The sequence below is a fragment of the Pseudidiomarina atlantica genome (genome assembly GCF_000753735.1).
In the GTDB taxonomy this organism is placed as follows: domain Bacteria; phylum Pseudomonadota; class Gammaproteobacteria; order Enterobacterales; family Alteromonadaceae; genus Pseudidiomarina; species Pseudidiomarina atlantica.
On the sequence record NZ_JPIN01000001.1, the window covers coordinates 230,772 to 249,590 of the forward strand.

Annotated in this window: 16 protein-coding genes; 1 reads left to right on the top strand and 15 read right to left on the bottom strand. The window is 48.3% G+C overall.

Annotated elements, in window-relative coordinates:
- Positions 1 to 165 precede the first annotated feature (165 nt).
- The 12 genes from pepN to IDAT_RS01190 form a co-directional block, all read right to left on the bottom strand.
- Positions 166 to 2,781 carry an aminopeptidase N gene (gene pepN, locus IDAT_RS01135; protein WP_034729425.1) on the bottom strand — a complete coding sequence of 872 codons (2,616 nt, stop codon included), beginning with the start codon at positions 2,779 to 2,781 and terminating at the stop codon, positions 166 to 168.
- A 32-nt stretch (positions 2,782 to 2,813) separates the two neighbouring features.
- Positions 2,814 to 4,286, bottom strand: coding sequence for a Na+/H+ antiporter NhaC (gene nhaC / locus IDAT_RS01140; RefSeq protein WP_034729427.1), 1,473 nt, complete (start codon positions 4,284 to 4,286; stop codon positions 2,814 to 2,816).
- Positions 4,287 to 4,301: 15 nt separating this feature from the next.
- Positions 4,302 to 5,684 (bottom strand): sodium-dependent transporter, encoded by a 1,383-nt coding sequence (locus IDAT_RS01145; protein ID WP_034729429.1) that lies wholly within the window; start codon positions 5,682 to 5,684, stop codon positions 4,302 to 4,304.
- A gap of 75 nt (positions 5,685 to 5,759) precedes the next feature.
- Positions 5,760 to 7,823 carry a carboxy terminal-processing peptidase gene (gene prc / locus IDAT_RS01150; RefSeq protein WP_034729431.1) on the bottom strand — a complete coding sequence of 688 codons (2,064 nt, stop codon included), beginning with the start codon at positions 7,821 to 7,823 and terminating at the stop codon, positions 5,760 to 5,762.
- A gap of 4 nt (positions 7,824 to 7,827) precedes the next feature.
- Positions 7,828 to 8,484 (bottom strand): RNA chaperone ProQ, encoded by a 657-nt coding sequence (gene proQ / locus IDAT_RS01155; RefSeq protein ID WP_034730204.1) that lies wholly within the window; start codon positions 8,482 to 8,484, stop codon positions 7,828 to 7,830.
- Entirely contained in the window at positions 8,477 to 8,767 is a 291-nt protein-coding gene (locus IDAT_RS01160; RefSeq protein ID WP_034729433.1) for a hypothetical protein, read from the bottom strand. The genes proQ and IDAT_RS01160 overlap by 8 nt, the downstream gene beginning before the upstream one ends.
- 4 nt (positions 8,768 to 8,771) lie before the next feature.
- Positions 8,772 to 9,236, bottom strand: coding sequence for a GAF domain-containing protein (locus tag IDAT_RS01165; RefSeq protein ID WP_034729434.1), 465 nt, complete (start codon positions 9,234 to 9,236; stop codon positions 8,772 to 8,774).
- 1 nt (position 9,237) lies between these two features.
- The gene (locus IDAT_RS01170; RefSeq protein ID WP_034729437.1) at positions 9,238 to 9,534 is read right to left on the bottom strand and encodes a YeaC family protein; all 297 of its coding nucleotides are present in this window, start codon (positions 9,532 to 9,534) and stop codon (positions 9,238 to 9,240) included.
- Entirely contained in the window at positions 9,534 to 9,860 is a 327-nt protein-coding gene (locus tag IDAT_RS01175; RefSeq protein WP_034729439.1) for a zinc ribbon domain-containing protein, read from the bottom strand. Before IDAT_RS01175 ends, IDAT_RS01170 begins: the two co-directional genes overlap by 1 nt.
- A 140-nt stretch (positions 9,861 to 10,000) precedes the next feature.
- On the bottom strand, positions 10,001 to 11,686 hold the full coding sequence (locus IDAT_RS01180) for an alanine/glycine:cation symporter family protein (RefSeq protein ID WP_034729442.1): 1,686 nt from the start codon (positions 11,684 to 11,686) through the stop codon (positions 10,001 to 10,003).
- Positions 11,687 to 11,755: 69 nt separating this feature from the next.
- Positions 11,756 to 12,886 (bottom strand): M14 family metallopeptidase, encoded by a 1,131-nt coding sequence (locus IDAT_RS01185; protein ID WP_034729445.1) that lies wholly within the window; start codon positions 12,884 to 12,886, stop codon positions 11,756 to 11,758.
- A gap of 66 nt (positions 12,887 to 12,952) precedes the next feature.
- Complete coding sequence (locus tag IDAT_RS01190) at positions 12,953 to 14,398, bottom strand: glyceraldehyde-3-phosphate dehydrogenase (RefSeq protein ID WP_034729447.1); 1,446 nt, start codon at positions 14,396 to 14,398, stop codon at positions 12,953 to 12,955.
- Positions 14,399 to 14,567: 169 nt separating this feature from the next.
- On the opposite strand from IDAT_RS01190, the gene pyk reads away from it, so the two are divergent.
- Positions 14,568 to 16,004, top strand: coding sequence for a pyruvate kinase (gene pyk, locus IDAT_RS01195; protein ID WP_034729449.1), 1,437 nt, complete (start codon positions 14,568 to 14,570; stop codon positions 16,002 to 16,004).
- On the opposite strand, the gene IDAT_RS01200 is transcribed toward pyk, so the two are convergent.
- Genes IDAT_RS01200 through IDAT_RS01210 form a run of 3 tightly spaced genes read right to left on the bottom strand, consistent with a single transcriptional unit; the run spans position 16,001 to position 18,785 of the window.
- Positions 16,001 to 16,858 (bottom strand): DUF6279 family lipoprotein, encoded by an 858-nt coding sequence (locus IDAT_RS01200; protein ID WP_034729452.1) that lies wholly within the window; start codon positions 16,856 to 16,858, stop codon positions 16,001 to 16,003. The genes pyk and IDAT_RS01200 overlap by 4 nt on opposite strands.
- A gap of 23 nt (positions 16,859 to 16,881) precedes the next feature.
- Positions 16,882 to 17,709: a LytR/AlgR family response regulator transcription factor gene (locus tag IDAT_RS01205; protein WP_034729454.1), complete on the bottom strand. Its 828-nt coding sequence runs from the start codon at positions 17,707 to 17,709 to the stop codon at positions 16,882 to 16,884.
- On the bottom strand, positions 17,706 to 18,785 hold the full coding sequence (locus IDAT_RS01210; RefSeq protein WP_034729457.1) for a sensor histidine kinase: 1,080 nt from the start codon (positions 18,783 to 18,785) through the stop codon (positions 17,706 to 17,708). Before IDAT_RS01210 ends, IDAT_RS01205 begins: the two co-directional genes overlap by 4 nt.
- Positions 18,786 to 18,819 lie beyond the last annotated feature (34 nt).

An 18,819-nucleotide genomic window follows, 5' to 3' on the forward strand; every position in this document is an offset into this window, starting at 1 on the left:
GCAACTGGAGAAAAATGTTACTGAATTTGTAACGCCCTTTATTGTCGGACATTTAGTTCAGCTATTCAATGTTTATTAAGGGTAAAAACGAGTGTTCAGACCACGTTTTACGCGGTCTGAACATCTTTATGTCAAGTTTATGAATGGATATGAGGAGAATCGTTGTTAAATCCCTAGTGCAAGGTTGATTTTTTCTTCTAAATCGGTCGCTAACTGAGGAATTTCTTTAAGCTCTTCAAGCACTTTTTGCATGTTTGCGCAGCGTGTTTCATCGAACCTTTTATACTGTAGGAACGGCGTAATCAAGCGCGCAGCAACCTGCGGGTTCAGGGTGTTCAATTGGGTAATTATGCGTTGCAATAATTGATACCCGGCACCATCTTGCTGATGAAAGCGCAAACTGTTGCGCGCAAAGGTCGCCAGTAATGAATAAACGCGATTGGGGTTGCGCAGGTTAAATGCCTCGTGCTCGAGCAGGCGCTCGACATCGCTCACCGTGTGCTCATGCACTGCACTTGCCTGTACCGCAAACCATTTATCCATGACTAGCGGAGTGCTCTGCCATTGCTTGGCAAACTCAGCTAAAACTGCCGTCTTACAAGGTAACTGCTGGTGTACGGCGATTTCAAGAGCCGCATGTTGCTGTGTCATATTGCCTTGGCGTAATGCTTGTTGCTCGACCACATCGTTAAAGTTTTCTGGTTGAGCTGCGGCGAGCAAACGTAGGCATCGATTCTTCAACGCACGCTCAGCCATTGCTCGCGCCGACAAATCATCATCTTTTGGCTGTAGACGTTGAAAGCACTCTGCCAATGGCTGTTGTAATTGAACGGCCAACTGGTATTCCAGCGAGCGTGTGGCAAGCTCAATCGCTGCCAGTGGAATCGCTGATGGATAGTATTCGAGGAGTTCTTCTGCACTTGGTGGCGTCAAAATCATCGCCACCAGAGCAGGATCAAGGTCTGCTTCTAATACTTGTTGCAATGCGCGGCGCTCGAGTTCGCTCAGTTTCACTTGCGCTGATTGCGCGACCGCGTGACGTAGTAAAGTGATGAAGATACGTTGTGCGGCCTCCCATCGGGTGACTTCTTGTTCCGCATGGCCGAGCAATACAGCCAGTTCTTCAACACTAATGGGCTGCTCTAATTTTACTGGCGCACTAAAGTTTTCAAGCCAAGCCAGCACCGGTTGAGTCTTGACATTGCTGAAGGATACGGTCATTTCAGCAGAATCGAAAACGAGCAGCTGACTGCCGCTTTCATGACGCACGACATTTGGCTCGCCCTGCAATTCGATACGTTCACCCTGTTGGCTGTAGGCACTCAAAAGTATCGGAATAACCACTGCTTGTTTCGCCGTCTGGCCCGGTGTCGCTGGGGTCTGTTGACGAAGGTGCACCTCGAGAGTTTCCGTCGCTGCATCGTATTTTTGCGTGATGGTAACTTCAGGTGTCCCTGCTTGACTGTACCAACGGCGGAACTGACTTAAATCGGACTGATTAGCGTCTTCGAGCGCTGCAACAAAGTCCTCACAGGTGACCGCTTGGCCATCGTGACGCTCACGGTAAAGTCGCATACCTGCTTGGAATCCTTGTTCACCCAGCAAAGTATGCAGCATCCGAATCACTTCAGCGCCCTTGTTATACACCGTGACAGTGTAAAAATTATTCATTTCTTGCACTTTGTCAGGACGAATAGGATGCGCCATCGGGCTTGCATCTTCATTGAATTGGTGGCTCCGCATCACTCTTATCGCATCAATACGATGCACCGCTCGTGATCCCAGATCAGCACTAAATTCTTGGTCGCGGAATACGGTTAAGCCCTCTTTCAGCGATAATTGGAACCAATCGCGACAGGTAATCCGATTACCTGTCCAATTATGAAAATATTCGTGACCGATCACCGACTCAACATGAATGAAATCCCAATCCGTTGCAGTTTCTTGGCTCGCTAGCACATACTTGGAGTTAAAGATATTGAGCCCTTTGTTTTCCATCGCGCCCATGTTGAAAAAGTCGACCGCAACGATCATGTATCGGTCGAGATCGTAGGCTAAGCCGAACCGCTGTTCGTCCCATTGCATCGACCGCTTAAGCGCGCCCATTGCATACTCTGCCCGTTGGGCATTACCTTTATCGACGAAGATCTCGAGTTTAACCTTGCGCCCTTCGATAGTAGTGTAATGGTCTTCAATGCGATCAAAGTCACCGGCGACAAGGGCAAACAAGTAACTGGGCTTTGGATGCGGATCATGCCAAGTGGCAAAATGGCGGCCGTCATCCAGCTGCCCCTCTTTGATAAGGTTGCCGTTGGCGAGTAAAAACGGATAACGTTGCGCATCGGCCACAACAGTAGTGGTAAACACGGCGAGTACATCAGGCCGGTCAAGGTAATACATGATGCGGCGGAAGCCTTCTGCTTCGCATTGTGTACAAAATGCCCCACCCGATAGATAGAGCCCTTCAAGGGCACTATTCGCGCTTGGATTCACAACCGTTACTATTTCAAGCTCAAAGGCATCAGGTACATCATCAATGCGCAGCTCGGTGTCACTGACCTCATAGCGGTCGCTAGCCAGCACTTGGCCATCGATTTTAAGATGCTTTAGCTGAAGTTGTTCGCCATGCAAATGGAGTGCTCCACTCGCCTGCCGTCGAACGCGCATGAGACCGCGTACTTCAGTGGCTTGTTCAGAGAGATCGAAATGGAGGTCTAGCTGGTCGATGGTGAAGGCCGGAGCGCGATAATCGCTCCGGTATTGGACTGCTTTACGACTCATTATTTCCTCTTAACTGCTGTGCCGGAAAAAACTTAAGCGGTTGCAGCTTGTTGCTGCACATTAGGTTCACGGCGAAGAATTTTAATACCGGTATATCCGTAGAACATCGCGACTAGCGGCGTTAGCCAGTTAAAGAACGCGAAAGGCGCATATTCGAGTGGACTGATGGCCAGTGTTGCCATCATAAATGCACCACAAGTATTCCACGGAATAAGTGCGGAAGTTAAGGTACCGCTGTCTTCCAGTGTACGCGATAAGACCCGCGGGTCTAAACCGCGACGCTCGTACTCTTCACGGAACATGCGGCCGGGAATCACGATGGCCATATATTGATCGGCCGTCAATAAATTCGCACCAAAACAGGTGAAAAGCGTTGCTGTGATCAGGTTACCCGTTGATTTGGCGAAACCGAGTACACCTGAAATCAGACGCTCTAACAAGCCAATCTTCTCAACCACGGCACCAAATGCCATCGCACTTAAGATCAGCCAGACAGTATTGAGCATACTCGACATACCGCCACCGCTGAGCAGTGAATCAAGTTGTTCACTACCGGTCTCAACGGCGATACCATCAGTCATGGCCAGCCATACCATTTTTAAGGTGGCAATACCTGAATCCTCTCCCGCGAGCTGGGTGATCAAGTCAGGCTGAAAGAAGACCGCCCAGACCCCACCGAGTAACGCACCAAAAAATACCGTGGGTAAAGCGGGTTTGCGCGTTGCCGCAAGCGCCAACAATACCACCAGTGGAATCAGCATTTCCCAGCCAATGTTATACGCATTGTTGAGCTCTAACTGCATGGTCTCGAGTTGCAAAGCGGTCGCACTACCGTCGACGTTTAAGCCCAATAAAGTGAAAATAATTAGCGCAATTATATAAGCTGGACCTGCGGTGTAGGCCATATAACGGATGTGAGCGAACAATTCAGTACCGGCGACGGCTGGTGCTAAGTTGGTGGTATCCGATAACGGTGACATTTTATCACCAAAGTAAGCGCCAGATACCACGGCTCCAGCTGTGATCGCAGGTGATAAGCCCATCCCTGCCGCAACCCCCATGAGGGCAACACCGATGGTTGCAGCCGTTGTCCACGAGCTGCCTATGGCTAACGCAATAATGCCACAAATAAGTGCGCTTGCCGCGTAGAACCAGCTTGGACTCAGCAGCTCAAGACCAAAGTAAATCATAGTTGGCACCGTACCCGATAACAACCAGGTACCAATCAATGAACCCACCGCAAGAATAATTAACAATGCACCAAGGGCTACTGATATGCCCTCTTTTATGCCTTCTTCGATGTCTTCCCAGCGATAATTATTCACGAAGCCGATAATGACAGCAACGCCACCGGCAACCCATAGAGCAATTTGATTAGGCCCGTAAGAGGAATCTTCACCGAAAAGGTATACTGAAGTAGCGAGTGCGATAATCAATACCACAAGTGGTAACGCGGCTTGCAGCAGCGTTGGTTCTTTAAAAGCTGAAAGTGAACGATTGTGCATAGTTGTCTCTATTCTTTAAAAGCTCACGACACCGATGAGCTGCAGAAAAATAATAATAATAATGACTGGAGCGACCCAGCGCACCAGTAGCAACCAGAGTTGATAGACTCGTGGATGGGTATCCATTTCGTCTTGACTCGCAGCGCGCGTCATCACCCAACCACTAAACAGAGCCAATAATAAACCGCCTAATGGTAACAGAATTGAGCCGGTCGCATAGTCGATTAAGTCGAACCAATTGGTAATTACTTTGCCCGGTAACTGCCAATCAAGCTGTGTCCAGCTTGCGCCACTGAACGAAAAGATCGTGACCAGCCCCAGTAACCAAAGTACGACGACAGCAACCAACGTAGCGCGCCAACGACCCCAATCGCACTTCTCTTGGAGAAATGCGACAGCAGATTCAATCATGGCGATCGCCGAAGTGAATGCGGCAATGACCAACATGACGAAAAACAGCGTACCTACCCATTGACCGCCTGGCATGCTAGCAAAAGCCACTGGCAAGCTCTGGAAAATGAGACCAGGCCCCGCTTCTGGCGCTAATTGGCTACCGAAAACGATGGGGAAGATAGCAAGACCTGCGAGCAATGCAACGAGTGTATCTGCAAGTGCAACCCATAAGGTGGTCTGTACTACTGACGTCTCGCGCGGCAAATAAGCGCCGTACATGATGACAACACCTGAAGCTAAACCCAATGAGAAAAAGGCATGACCTAAGGCTAGCAAGACACCATTTACGGTTAAGTCTTGAAAATTCGGCGCAAACATGAAGTTAATGGCACCGGCGAAGTCACCTATGGATGCAGCATAGATAGCGATAGCAATAAGCAATGCGACCATCACCGGCAGCATCCACCGCACGGTATTTTCTAAGCCGTCTTTTAACCCACGGCCGACGACCAGTGCAACGGCAATAAGGATTAAACCGTGCCAGAGTAACAAACGCTCAGCCGAGCTGACTAAACTACCGAAAAGACCACTGATTTGTTCTACGTTTTTGTCAACAAACGCCCCACTGGCAGCTTCTCCGACATAGGCCAGCGCCCAACCAGCGATGACAGCGTAAAAACTAAGGACTAAAAAGCCGGTGGCCATGCCAATCCAGCCAGTGATCGCCCACTTGCGACTACGACCTGATTCCGCTGCAACTGTAGCCGCTGCAATACCTGGACTATGGCGTCCGCGGCGGCCAATGATAATTTCCGCCATCATAATAGGAATACCAATAACGGCAATACAAAGCAGATAGACAAGAACAAATGCACCACCGCCATTTTCACCGGTGATGTAAGGGAATTTCCAGATATTACCTAGACCTACTGCGGCAGCGGTAGAAGCCAGAATAAAGGCAAGACGGCTCGACCAGCGACCCGTGATAGTTTTAGGAGTTTTCATAACCCTTGTTTTCCGTTGTTTATTATTATTCTACAAAAAAGCCGCCTAAGGCGGCTTTTCTTTACCATGCGAGGGTTATTGCATGGCGATCTTTAAGTCATCAATCAACTCGAAGCTTAACACGAGTGTTTCGTTTAAGTAAGGATCCGGTTGTTCAAAGTCATCTGGCATCTCATCAAGGCTTTTAATCGGTTCCATACCCAAGCGCGCAAGGCGTTCATTGGCACGCACCAGCGCTTTTTGTTCGTCAGCTTCTTCCTCAGCTTTGCGTTCAGACATGACTAAACTGGTCCAAGTTTTGTCTTTTTCAGCTTGATATTCAGCTGCATCTTCAAGCACATAATTGAACTCAGGATTTTCCGCGATAAGCTTATCATTTAACCGTTTGAGTTTTTCTACCAAACTGGTATCGATCGCATTCACTTGCTCAAAATCAGCGGAGTCAAGTTGATTCCAAGGCAGTGCATTCTCGAGCGCACTCTCGCCGAAATCCTCATTATCCATCACAGTTGGGAAAGCAATGTCTGGCACCACACCTCGCATTTGCGTACTGCCACCATTAATCCGATAGAACTTCGCTATTGTGTACTGCACACTACCAATCGGCTCATCAAAAAAGTCAAAGCGGCGTTGCAGTCCTCGATGTTGCTGGACAGTACCTTTACCATAGGTTTGCTCACCAACGATGAGTGCACGCTGATAGTCTTGCATCGCCGCCGCAAAAATCTCTGAGGCTGAGGCGCTATAACGGTTGACCATCACGACCAAGGGCCCATCATAGTGAATCTCATTGTCGCGATCGCCGTTTACTTCGCGACGGCCACTGCCATCGGCTACTTGCACTACCGGACCCGAGGAAATAAATAGACCCGTCAGACGAATCGCTTCTTGCAAAGAGCCACCGCCATTATTACGCAAATCCATAATAATGCCTTCAGCACCCGCAGCTTGCGCTTCGTCAATCAACTTTTGTACGTCGCCACTCACATTGTGATAGAAACTCGGCACGTTTATTACGCCAAGCTTTCGCCCTGCGTAGGTGCCCTCTTCCATCGTCTTCACCTCGAGCTTCGCGGCACGATCCTCGAGTTTGACCTTATCGCGGACAATGGAGATCACCTCCGGCGTTGCGCTTGCAGTTTGATTTGCTTTCAAAACTTGCAACTGCACCGTGGTACCCTTAGGACCCTTGATGAGCTCGACCACTTCGTCTAAACGCCAACCAATCACATCGACAAACTCAGCATCTTCGTCGTCACCTTGAGCTACGCCTACCACACGGTCTTCAGGCGCGATTTCGCCGGTTTGATCAGCGGGGCCGCCAGGTACCAGACTACGAATGACAGTGTAATCATATTCCGATTGCAACACCGCACCGATGCCCTCAAGTTCGAGGTTCATATTTTGTTCGAAACGCTCAGCATTCGCCGGTGATAAATAACTGGTGTGTGCCTCAACACTACGCGCAAAGGCATTCATAACGGTTTGAAAGACGTCTTCACTGTTGGTTTGCGTTAATCGCAACAACGCGTTGTTGTAGCGTTTACCCAGGGTTTCGACGATTTCCGGCCATTCTTTTCCAGTCATGGCTAAGTTCAGCGCATCAAACTTGACGCGTTGACGCCATAGCTCGTTTAGCTCTGCTTCACTCGTTGCCCACTGAGCATCTTCACGATCAAAGTAGTACTTATCGTCGGCTTTCTCAAAATCAAAAGGCTGTTCTTCATCAAGCAGCTCGAGTGCATAGGTATAGCGCTCGAAGCTTCTTTCCATCGCCTTTTCAAACAATGAATAAGCGGGGCTTAATTTGCCTGAGTGGATCATGTCGTCAAACAAATGTTTATACTCTGCGGCCTGCTCAACATCGGCTTGTAGTAAAAACATTTTATTGTAATCGAGCATGTCTAAATAACGTTCAAGTATCTCTTCTGACAGGACGTTATCAAGTTCCATGTTCTTGAAGTGATAACGCGTGAAATAAGTCGTCACTCGCTGACTCACAACAGAGTGTTGTTCTTCCTGAACGAGGTCAGGTAATTCATCGATTTGATGCGCTGGCGGTAAGGCAACTGCAGCCCCCACCAATCCAAGCTGGATGGCAACGACCAGTGAGATTTTCTTGAACATTGTTGTTGGCATTCGACTACTCCTGCTGGGCAACAAAAATCGCTTCGGCTGATACTTTGACAGTCAGTCCGTTATGAAGTTGCACTACTACGTCGTTGCGGTCAAGTTCGACGATTTCACCAGCGATAGGTTTCTGCCCTGCTTTTACTTGAACTTGCTGCCCTGGCTTTAACTGCGAACTAGTTACCGCTTGCAGCTTTGGTGCTGACTGTTTTATTGGTTTACGTGTTGGCGTCGAATTTGGTTTGCTACGCTTGGTGTCTTTGCGTGGTGCGGCTTTTGTTGGTGCACGTTTAGCAGCAGTCGGTTTCGCGGCTTTCGCCGCCGCTTTTTTGCGTTCTGCAACAGCAGCTTGCGATTGCTCTAGCGCTTCTGCTGCGTGAGTTTGATGCTCTTCTTCAACTTTAGCAACTACTTTGCCATCGAGATCCACCCGTTCGCCACCAACCTTCATCGCACGTAAGTAACGCCAGCTGTTGGTATAGTGTCGTAAAGCGGTACGCAAGCGTGTTTTACTCACCGCATCATCGTCCGCAAGACGCGTCGCGAGATCATCAAAAATACCAATTTTTAATGGTTTCGCATCCCCTTCAACGCTAAAGCAAGCAGGGAATTTTTCTGCAAGATACGCGATGACTTCTTTATTGTTGCTTAGTTTCTTTACTTCACTCATGTTCATCATTTTCCTGCTGACGTGCGTCAGCTAGTTGCTCTTCAATATAGGTGTACATCTCATCGCTATCGAGATCGAGGAGTTCCGGGTTCTCAATCCAGTCGAATAACGTGCGCCGCACGACTTCTTCAAGGGTTTCCAGAGTATCATCTTCTGCAGCCATACTGTGAATGTAATGGAGCATTTCATTCAATTGGTCAACCGCGACTTCTGCCTCATCTTCGAAGAAAGCCATGTCTTGATAACTGACCAAGTACGCATGAATATCAAACTCACTATACATGGATTTAGGTCCAGTTTAAGGTTTCGATAAATCTTCCCAAACGGGTTAAACCAGCTGCATCATCTGCGCTGAAGCGCCCGACTGAAGGACTGTCTAAGTCAAAAACGCCAACGACCTGATCCTCGACAATTAAAGGTACCACTACTTCAGAATTAGATGCGCTATCACAGGCGATATGCCCAGGAAACTCATGAACATCGATGACGCGTTGTGTTTCACGCGTCGCCGCAGCGGTACCACAGACACCTTTGCCAAACGCGATGCGCAAGCAAGCGACCTTGCCTTGAAACGGCCCTAATACCAGCATTCCTGGCGCGCGTGTAAGATAAAAACCAACCCAATTCACATCATCCAGCGCTTCGTAAACCAGTGCGGATAAATTGCTTAGGTTTGCAATGAGATCTGGTTCCCCAGCGGTGATTGCTTCGGCTTGCGCCAACAACAAATCATAATCAGTAGCTGTCGCCATATTACTTAGAGTCTTCTTGGTTAAGGGAGAAACTGGCGATACGCTCGCCTTTTGATGCCACAGCGGCATCACGCATTTCACGTTTGCTACGGGTCACGAGCAGGCCATCAGCACCTACACGGAATGGTTCATCTGACGGACAATATTTGGCTTGATAAGCCATGACCAATTGAATGGTGTCTTCTTTTTGCCGTTCAGTAAGCGCTACGCCATCGGGCCAACGTCCTATTTCCACGGCACTGACGAGACGTTGGAACGTCTCGGGGGTAATACTGGCGAGTAGGTCTTCAAACTGCATTAACGACTCCGTTTCACCATTAAAATACGTACGCGATTAACGATAAACCACACCAAACCAAGCGCCATGGCACCATAGCTCACAGCTGCTTGCCAACTTTCTGGATGCGGCTGCTCAAGAAAACTGTAGGCAAAACCACCAATCGCGACCAACAGCGCTAACATTGATTGTCCGAGCAGCTTTTCTTTGCGGCGTTGCAACGCTCGCTGTTGCGCTTGTTCAAGTTCATCAGGTGAACGCCCGGCCAATTGAAAGTCACAATACGGACAGACTTCAGCGCGACTTGAAACGCGCTTGTTACATGAGGGGCATTGAATGATTGCCATGAGGGCCTCTTTTAACTACATCGGACTAAGCAATATAAGGGTTTCAGGGCGAAATTCAAGTGTTGAAACGAGGCTACAAAGTAAAGTGCCCGCGATGACTGCGGGCACTTAAATGAAACCAACACTTAGGCGAACGAAAGTTACTGTTCTTCTTTCTTTTTCGCTTGTTCGGCATCAAAGTCTTGCCAATAGGCTTTGACGGTATCTTTCATTTCGCGCCGTAATAGCATGATCCCGAGTAAGTTGGGTAAGGTCATGAGCACGATCGCGACATAGGACAAAGTCCATACCAGAGTTGTATCGGCAAACGAAGCAACAAAGAAACCTGCAACGTAGATGATTCGGTATGGCATAACACCGCGTTGCCCGAACAAATAAACCACTGCACGGTCGCCATAGTAAGACCAAGCGATCGCGGTCGAGAAAGCAAATAGCATCAAGCTAATAGGCACAATGTATTCACCAGCCGCACCGAAGAAACCGTTGGCAAAGGCAATTGACGTAAGCGCAGCAGAGTGCACCAAACTATCGCCCATAATGACGATGTCTTGTTTCATCATGCGACCGTTCTCAATACGTAAAGTACCAGTATAGGGGTCTTCTCCAGCGACGATAAAGCGCACGTTCTCTGCTACAGAGCGAGCATGCAACATGGTATAGCCATTACTGACAGGTTCACCATTTTGCACCTCGATCGTACCGCTATATTTTTCGATACTATTTTCGTCGGTGTCGTTCAAGTAGTGATAGAGCGCAGTACGATCAGCTTCTGTGCGATCATCATAGTTGCCAGCGATGATCTCTAAATCGGCTTTTTCGAAGGTATTGGTATGTTTTTCACTCCAAACGCCGGAAGACAAAATCACCAATGCCGTCAACGTACAAATAACGATAGTATCGATGAAAGGTTCGAGGATCGAAACCATACCTTCTGATACTGGCTCATCGGCGCGTGCTGATGCGTGCGCGATGGGCGCTGAACCTTGACCTGCTTCGTTAGAGAACAAGCCGCGGTTGACCCCACGGTTAAAGGCGTAGGCGAAGGTAGCGCCTAAGAAGCCACCCGTTGCGGCAGAACCACTAAAGGCATTGGTGAAGATCGCCGCAAATGAAGGACCGATATTTTCGATGTTAAACAAAATAACGCTCAATGCACCTAAAATGTAGAGTACGCCCATAATTGGCACGATTTTAGAGGTCACTGCAGCGATACGCTTAATCCCACCGATAATTACCATTGCTAGTAAGATGGCAAGCACACCACCGGTGAGCATTGGATCAAAGCCGAAGCTCATTTCCATACTCTGTGCGATGTTGTTAATTTGCGGCATGTTACCAGTACCGAATGAACTGATGATGGTCGCCACCGCAAAGATGACTGCCAACCACTTCATGTTCAAGCGCCGATCCATGTAATACATGGGGCCACCGGCCATAGTGCCATCTTCGGTTTTGACGCGATATTTGTGCGATAGAGTCACTTCGACGAATTTGGTCGTCATGCCCAAGAATGCAGTTACCCACATCCAGAAGATCGCTGCCGGACCGCCTAAAAAGATCGCCAGTGCAACACCACCGATATTACCCGTACCAACGGTGCCAGAAAGTGCGGTAGAAAGGGCTTGGAAGTGACTGGTGTCACCTTGCGCACCCTTTTTATCGAATTTTCCTGTAACAACTTTCCAGGCATGACCGAAAAATCGGACTTGCGGGAAACCGAGATACAGTGTGAAGAAAATACCGACACCCAGCAGGATGTAAGGAAAGTAAGCTGCCGAGCCTAGATAGCTATCGAGCAGTAACAGAAAGTTATTAATGGCTTCCAAGGTGTCCCCCTTGCGAATTGTAATTGTTATTTATTGTCGTTATTACGTACTTAAGCTAACTTGCGCGCGTTAAACGCGCAAGTCATTCGCAACAGCATAGACTGCGCTGAGCACATCTGCACCTAATTGTGCGCTGCGATTCGCCGACCAGCCGAAGTCTGCATCTGGCAGGTTGGCATTATCTTTGAAAGGCATCTCTAATGTGAAGGCTAAACAGTCGAAACGCTCTGCCACTGCGTTACTTGCCACCGTAAGATTAGCTTCGCCTGGTTGGTCCACCTCGTAGCCAAATTCAGTTTGAAACTCTGGGGTGATGGCAAGTAGCGTTGCTTTGAATTTTTCAGCAAGTTTTTCATGGCGTTCGTTGTAGCAAGGCACGCCTTCACAACCCGCTAAGAAATTGTAGGGCAGGTTTTCATCACCGTGAATGTCGAGATATAAATCAACGCCAGTCTCTTGCATCGCGTTGAGAACATGAAACACCTCAGGGCTGCGTTCGAGCGAAGGTGCTTGCCACTCCCGGTTGAGGTTGACCCCCACCGCATTGGTGCGCAAGTGGCCCCGGACACTGCCATCTGGGTTCATGTTAGGAACTACATAAAAGACGTTATCTTGCAGCAACTTACGCACTGCGCCGTCTTCATCATCAAGTAAACGACCTAACATGCCCTCGATAAACCATTCAGCCATTGATTCACCTGGATGCTGGCGTGCGGTGACCCAAATCTTTTGTTTGCGCTCATCGGGTTCACCAATGACTAACAGATTCAAATCACGGCCATCAAGCGTTTGTCCCAGCAAAACATGTTCAACTAGGCTAGATTGTTGTGCCCAATGAATTAAATCTTGATGACGCTCATACGAATACGGCGTGAAATAGGCAAAGTAGACACTTTCTTGCTCCAACGTATGACGAATCGTAAGGGTTTTTCCATCATAGCTGGTAGGCACGCGAAACCAAGTTTCACGGTCATACGAGGCAACCGCTGAGTAATCCTGCCAACCATCCGGATAAGCAGACCCTCCGGCATTGGTAATGTTCATCACATGTTCAGTGCCTAATTCGCCATAAAGCTTAAAGTGAAACCACTGATAAAAATCAGACTGATGGTCTTGGCGAATTTTAAGTTCGATGGCGGCAGGATCTTCAGCCTTCACGACTTCGATGTTGCCACTATCAAATTGCGCAGTAATTAGCATGTTGTAATCCTTTAATTCGAGAAAACAAAAGCGCCGATTGGCGCTTTTGCTGTGATTGAAAAAGTCTTATTTAGGCAAATTGGTAAGTTCTTGCCCTGCCATCTTTTCAGCAACACGAATCACCTGACAGCTGTAACCGAACTCATTGTCGTACCAAACGTAAAGTACGGCACGATCTTCATCAACGATGGTTGCTTGTGAGTCAACCACACCTGCGTAACGCGAACCTACCAAATCGGTGGATACAATTTCGGTTGAAGCAGTGAAATCAATCTGCGCTTGCAAATCTGAGTGGAGAGCTTGGTCACGCAAGAAAGCATTGATTTCATCTTTGCTGGTTGCCTTTTGCAGATTCAAATTCATGATCGCCATTGAAACGTTCGGCGTTGGCACGCGAATCGCGTTCCCGGTTAATTTACCAGCTAACTCTGGCAAGGCTTTCGCTACTGCTTTTGCTGCACCAGTTGAGGTTAAGACCATGTTCAAGGGTGCAGAACGGCCACGACGTTCGGCTTTGTGATAATTATCGATGAGATTTTGATCATTGGTGTACGAGTGCACAGTTTCAACGTGACCATTGCGGATACCATAGTGGTCATTGATGACTTTCAACACTGGCGTGATGGCGTTGGTCGTGCAACTTGCGGCACTAACAATCAAATCTTCTGGTGCGATATCTTGGTGGTTGACACCGTACACGATATTTTTGATGGCACCTTTTGACGGAGCAGTCAGCAATACTTTCTTGACGCCTTTTGACTTCAAGTGCAGCCCTAAACCTTCTTCGTCTTTCCAAATACCCGTGTTGTCGATAACAATGGCATCGTTGATCCCATATTGTGTGTAGTCGACTTGATCAGGGCCATCTGAATAAATAACCTTAATACTGGTACCGTTGGCTTTGATCGCACAATTTTCATGATCAACCGTGATGGAACCATTGAATGGGCCATGAATCGAATCACGACGTAATAGACTCGCGCGTTTCTCTAAATCACCGTCGCGACCACCGCGAACCACGATCGCACGCAATCGCATTTTATTATTGCTACCGTTACGCTCAATCAATAAACGCGCTAACAAGCGGCCAATGCGACCGAAGCCATAAAGCACAACATCAGTGGTTGGAATTTCATCGACCTTGTCGATGATTTCTTCCAGCTCTGCTTTTAGGTAATCTTCGATAGAAGCACCCTTGCCGGCGTCTTTATGCAAGTAATTGAAAGCCAATTTACCTAAGTCAATGCGCGCCGGTGCAAGTTTCATCTTGCTGATGGCCTCGATGAACGGGAAGCTCTCACGCAAGCGCAGCTTCACCCCTTCATGCCGGCGGATCAGACGATGCGCTTTGATGATGTTGATGGTATCAACGTTTAACAGTGAACGGCCATAGACCAAAATTTCAACACCGTAGTTACGATACAGACGGCCTAAAATAGGTTGCATCATTTCAGCGTATTCCTGGCGTTCCTGCCAGCTTTGAAGCGTCAGATCCTGCTGTTGGTCACTCATGCGATTACCTTTGCGTTAAAGAGGAAAACAGTTAAACGGAAAAAATCGAGCGCTATTGTACTGAAAAGACCTCCGAAGTACCAGAAAGTGTCGACCGCATTTCTCAGCGTGCTACAATTCGCGACACACAATATTGCAGTCATTATCTTGCTGTCCAAAGGAGCTCTTTATGTTACGCCGTACCAAAATAGTCACAACGCTTGGCCCCGCTACTGATAATCCAGCCACTTTAGAGGCCTTAATCAAAGCTGGTGCAAACGTGGTGCGGTTGAACTTCTCCCATGGCAAAGCGGATGATCACAAACAACGGGCGAAGTTGGTACGTGATATCTGCGCGCGACTCGGGACTCACGTGGCGATCTTAGGTGATTTGCAAGGTCCCAAGATTCGCATCGCAAAGTTTGTTCACGACCATGTCACGCTCGACGAAGGCGACACCTTTACCCTCGATGCAGCGATGGCAAGCGATGCCGGCACTGGACAAGCGGTAGGTATTGATTACAAAGAATTGCCGCAAGATGTTAAACCTGAAGATATCCTACTTTTAGATGACGGGCGGGTTCGGCTCAAAGTGGACCGTGTTGAAGGCTCAAAAGTCATCACCACCGTGATTGTTGGCGGTAAGCTATCGAATAATAAGGGTATCAACCGACTCGGTGGTGGCCTCTCCGCGGCGGCGTTAACGGAAAAAGATTACCAAGATATTAAACTCGCTGCAGAAATCGGCGTGGATTATCTTGCCGTATCTTTCCCGCGTTCGAGTGCCGATATGCATGAAGCACGTCGACTTTTACGCGCTGCCAACGGCACGGGCATGTTATGTGCCAAAATTGAGCGGGCTGAAGCTGTTGCAACTGATGCAGCGCTAGACGATATCATTCGTGCTTCTGAAGCGGTCATGGTAGCGCGCGGTGATCTAGGTGTTGAAATCGGCGATGCCCAATTGGTCGGTAAACAGAAACTCATCATTAAACGCGCCCGTCAGCTCAATAAGGTTGTGATTACGGCAACGCAAATGATGGAAACTATGATCGAAAACCCAATGCCAACCCGCGCAGAAGTGATGGATGTGGCGAACGCCGTGCTAGACGGTACCGATGCAGTGATGCTATCGGCAGAAACTGCAGCAGGGAAATATCCGGTAGCGACCGTCAAAGCCATGGCGGAGATTTGTCTAGGTGCCGAAACGCACCCCGCGGCGCGGCTAGACAATAGCGAACTGGAGGAAACCTTTACTAATACGCAAGAAGCGACCGCAATCACCGCAATGTATGCCGCGACTCATTTAGCCGGCGTAAAAGCCATCATCGCCTTAACCGAGTCTGGCACCACTGCCAAATTGATGTCACGAATTCATACCATTTTGCCAATCTTCTCTCTGTCACGGCATCCAGATAGCCGCAATCGTTGCGCGCTGTACCGAGGAGTTTATCCTATCGCGTTTGATTCGACTAAAAGCAAGCCCGAAGCGCTGATTCGCGATGCGATTAACGAAATCAAAGCGCGTGGACATGTGGTACCAGGTGATCTTGTAATCCTTACCCATGGTGATGTGATGGAAACCGTTGGTTCCACCAACACCTGTAAGATTATTGAAGTCCGCTAGGCACTGAAATCTTGCGCGATATCCGTAACAAGTTCGCGATAATCAGCGAGCTTGTTACGAATGCGCCGCTTTTGTTCAACACTTAGCGTTGCATACATGGCAACAAAAAACTCGATGGTCATTGCTCGGCTGTACTGACTGCTTTGTTGCAGCTCTTCACTGCGCCACTGCTCCGGGTTGGTCATGAGTCGTTCAATAGAGCGACTGAAATCCTCTGCTTGTGGGTCTTGCAGTGTTTGCTCAAAAGCGTCGAGCCAAGCTACTTGATAGGCATACCACAAGTCATCGTTACTTTCCCGCTGCGCCATCCACCGGTGTAGTAGCCGTAATTGCTCAGGCTCTAAGCGTCCAAGCCACTCCTCGGCCCGCTCGATAGTGCGTTGAAATCGTTCGCGTTGCCGTTCGCGCGGGTCGGCGTTCTGATCTTCTTCGCGTTCGCGCGCAAGGTCTTTACGTAGTTTCGCCACCAGTTGCTCACGCTGAGTCTGGTCTAAGCGTGGCAGGTAAAGTTGCGCATAAGGCTCCGCTTGCTGCCGTATGACCCGCCAAAAGCCATACGCTTGGTCAGCATAGGTGTTGAGTTGTTGCGCATCGATGCGGTCGTTTTCAACCGCGTCGATCAGCTTAGTCAAGAAAGCGGCATATGCCGGCATCTGTGTTTGTGCATGCCATTGGTGTAACGCGTCGATACTGGCTGAAACCTCCCCGGCTAACGGGTCATCAAGAGCAACGTACTTGCCAAGTTGATATTCGAGGTAGGTATCAGCGAAGCGGTAACCAAACTGTGTTGAACAGCCGCTAAATAGAAGTGTGACAACGATGATTGTTAGCAGTTTAAGACTTACCGTTCGCATCGTTATCAGCACCCCTTGAGTGATTAGGAATTAAGAATCAGCTTTTTGATCCGTTCCTTGTAGCTACGACTGACTTTTAGTTCTTTGCCATTTTTCAGAATGATGTGGTACTCACCATTTTGCCGGCTACAGAGTTTTTCGATTTGGTCTAAATTCACGATTGCCGAACGATGAATGCGTTGGAACCGTGTCGGATTTAGCTCATCTTCCAATTCTTTCATGGTACGACGCAAAATATGCGTTTCGTTGTCCGCGTGAATACACATGTAATCACCGGCCGCATCAATCCATTCGATTGACTGAATCGCTACGCGCGTGATCTCGCCACTTTCTTTAATCGCAATGTGCTCGGGATAACGTGCAGCACCAAAATCTTGGTCATCAGCGAGCTTTTTCAGAATAGCCTCGCAATCTTCACCGGTGGCATCTGCCAACAAATTAAGCATACGTTGCTGTTGCTGATTACGTTCACGCTGAGCCAGATTTTTTTCAACACGATGCAGTGTTTGCGCCAGACGTTCATGGTCGACTGGCTTTAGCAGATAGTCAATAGCGCGCACTTCAAACGCTTTGATGGCGTACTGGTCATAAGCCGTGACAAATACCACGATAGGTAATGGAACGCCGCGCGCTTGCACTTCTCGCATGAGCTCAAAGCCATTCATTCCAGGCATTTGAATGTCGAGAAATACCAGATCAGGTTGCAACTCGACGATCGTCTCGAGTGCTTGCCGAGCGTTTGGGCACTCTTCTAGTAGTTCAACTTGCGGAAATTCTTGCAAACGCACAGCAAGACCGCGCCGTGCGAGTGATTCATCGTCGACAATTAGGGTACGAATGTGTTGACTCATTTAGCCTCAACCTGTTCAAAAGGTATGCGAATCTCGATACGCATGCCATGCGGTTTGTTAGTAGATAATGTAAATGAGTAACTCTTCCCATACAAGGCTTGTAATCGGTCGCGGGTATTTGCAAGACCAACACCGCCGGCTTTTTGTAATAGCTTTTCTGGTTCTGCACAGCCAGGACCGTTATCAGAAATAACCAGAACCAGATCATCGCCTTCGCGTCTGGCTTGAATAGCAATCACCCCACCGTCTTCAAGTTTAGCAATCGCATATTTAATTGAGTTCTCTATTAATGGCTGTAAAAACAGACTCGGAACCATTGCTTTTTCGGCTTCAGCGGTAATATCAATTGCAACTTGTAAACGCTCATCAAAACGCACTTTCTCGATATCGAGATAAAGCATTAATGCGTCAATTTCGCGTTGCAATGGAATTTTCTTAATCGGCTCGTTATCAAGTGAGAAGCGCAAAAAGGAACTCAACTTGGTCATCATACGATTCGCTAGATCATTCTCTTTGATCAAAATCAGCGTAGAAATCGCATTCAAGGTGTTAAACAAAAAGTGCGGGTTAAGCTGATAACGCAGCATTTTCAGTTGTGCCTGATGCGCCATCGAGGTTGCCATCAAGGCTTTTTGTTTTTCGTCTTGCAACATCTGATAGTACTTGATGCCAAAGTACAGGCCACTCCAACTGAGCATGATGTAAAATTTGGCGAGAGCATTTTTAAAATAGAACCAGTTACTCTCTGGACGGAAGCCAAATTTATAGACTTCCCAATAAGTAGCGTTATCAATGACCGCCCAAATACTAGCGCTGACATAAGATGCACCCAAGACAACAAAGATGAGCAGCCATGGCGGGCGTTCCCAAATGCGGCGATACAAATAGCGTAGTGGAACCGTTAACAGAAACCCTGCATAAGCGCCTAGCAGTATGATCAGTACATACACGGCACGCATTTCGTGCATCAGTGAACCGATATAGTGAACCAGCGCATAGCCAAACCAGCCTGCGGCTTGGAGAACCCAGAAAAATCGGTTGCGGTCGTCTAGAAATGCCTGCCAACGTGTGATCATAGTGACTCAAATCCTGTTCATAACGTTTTGATTA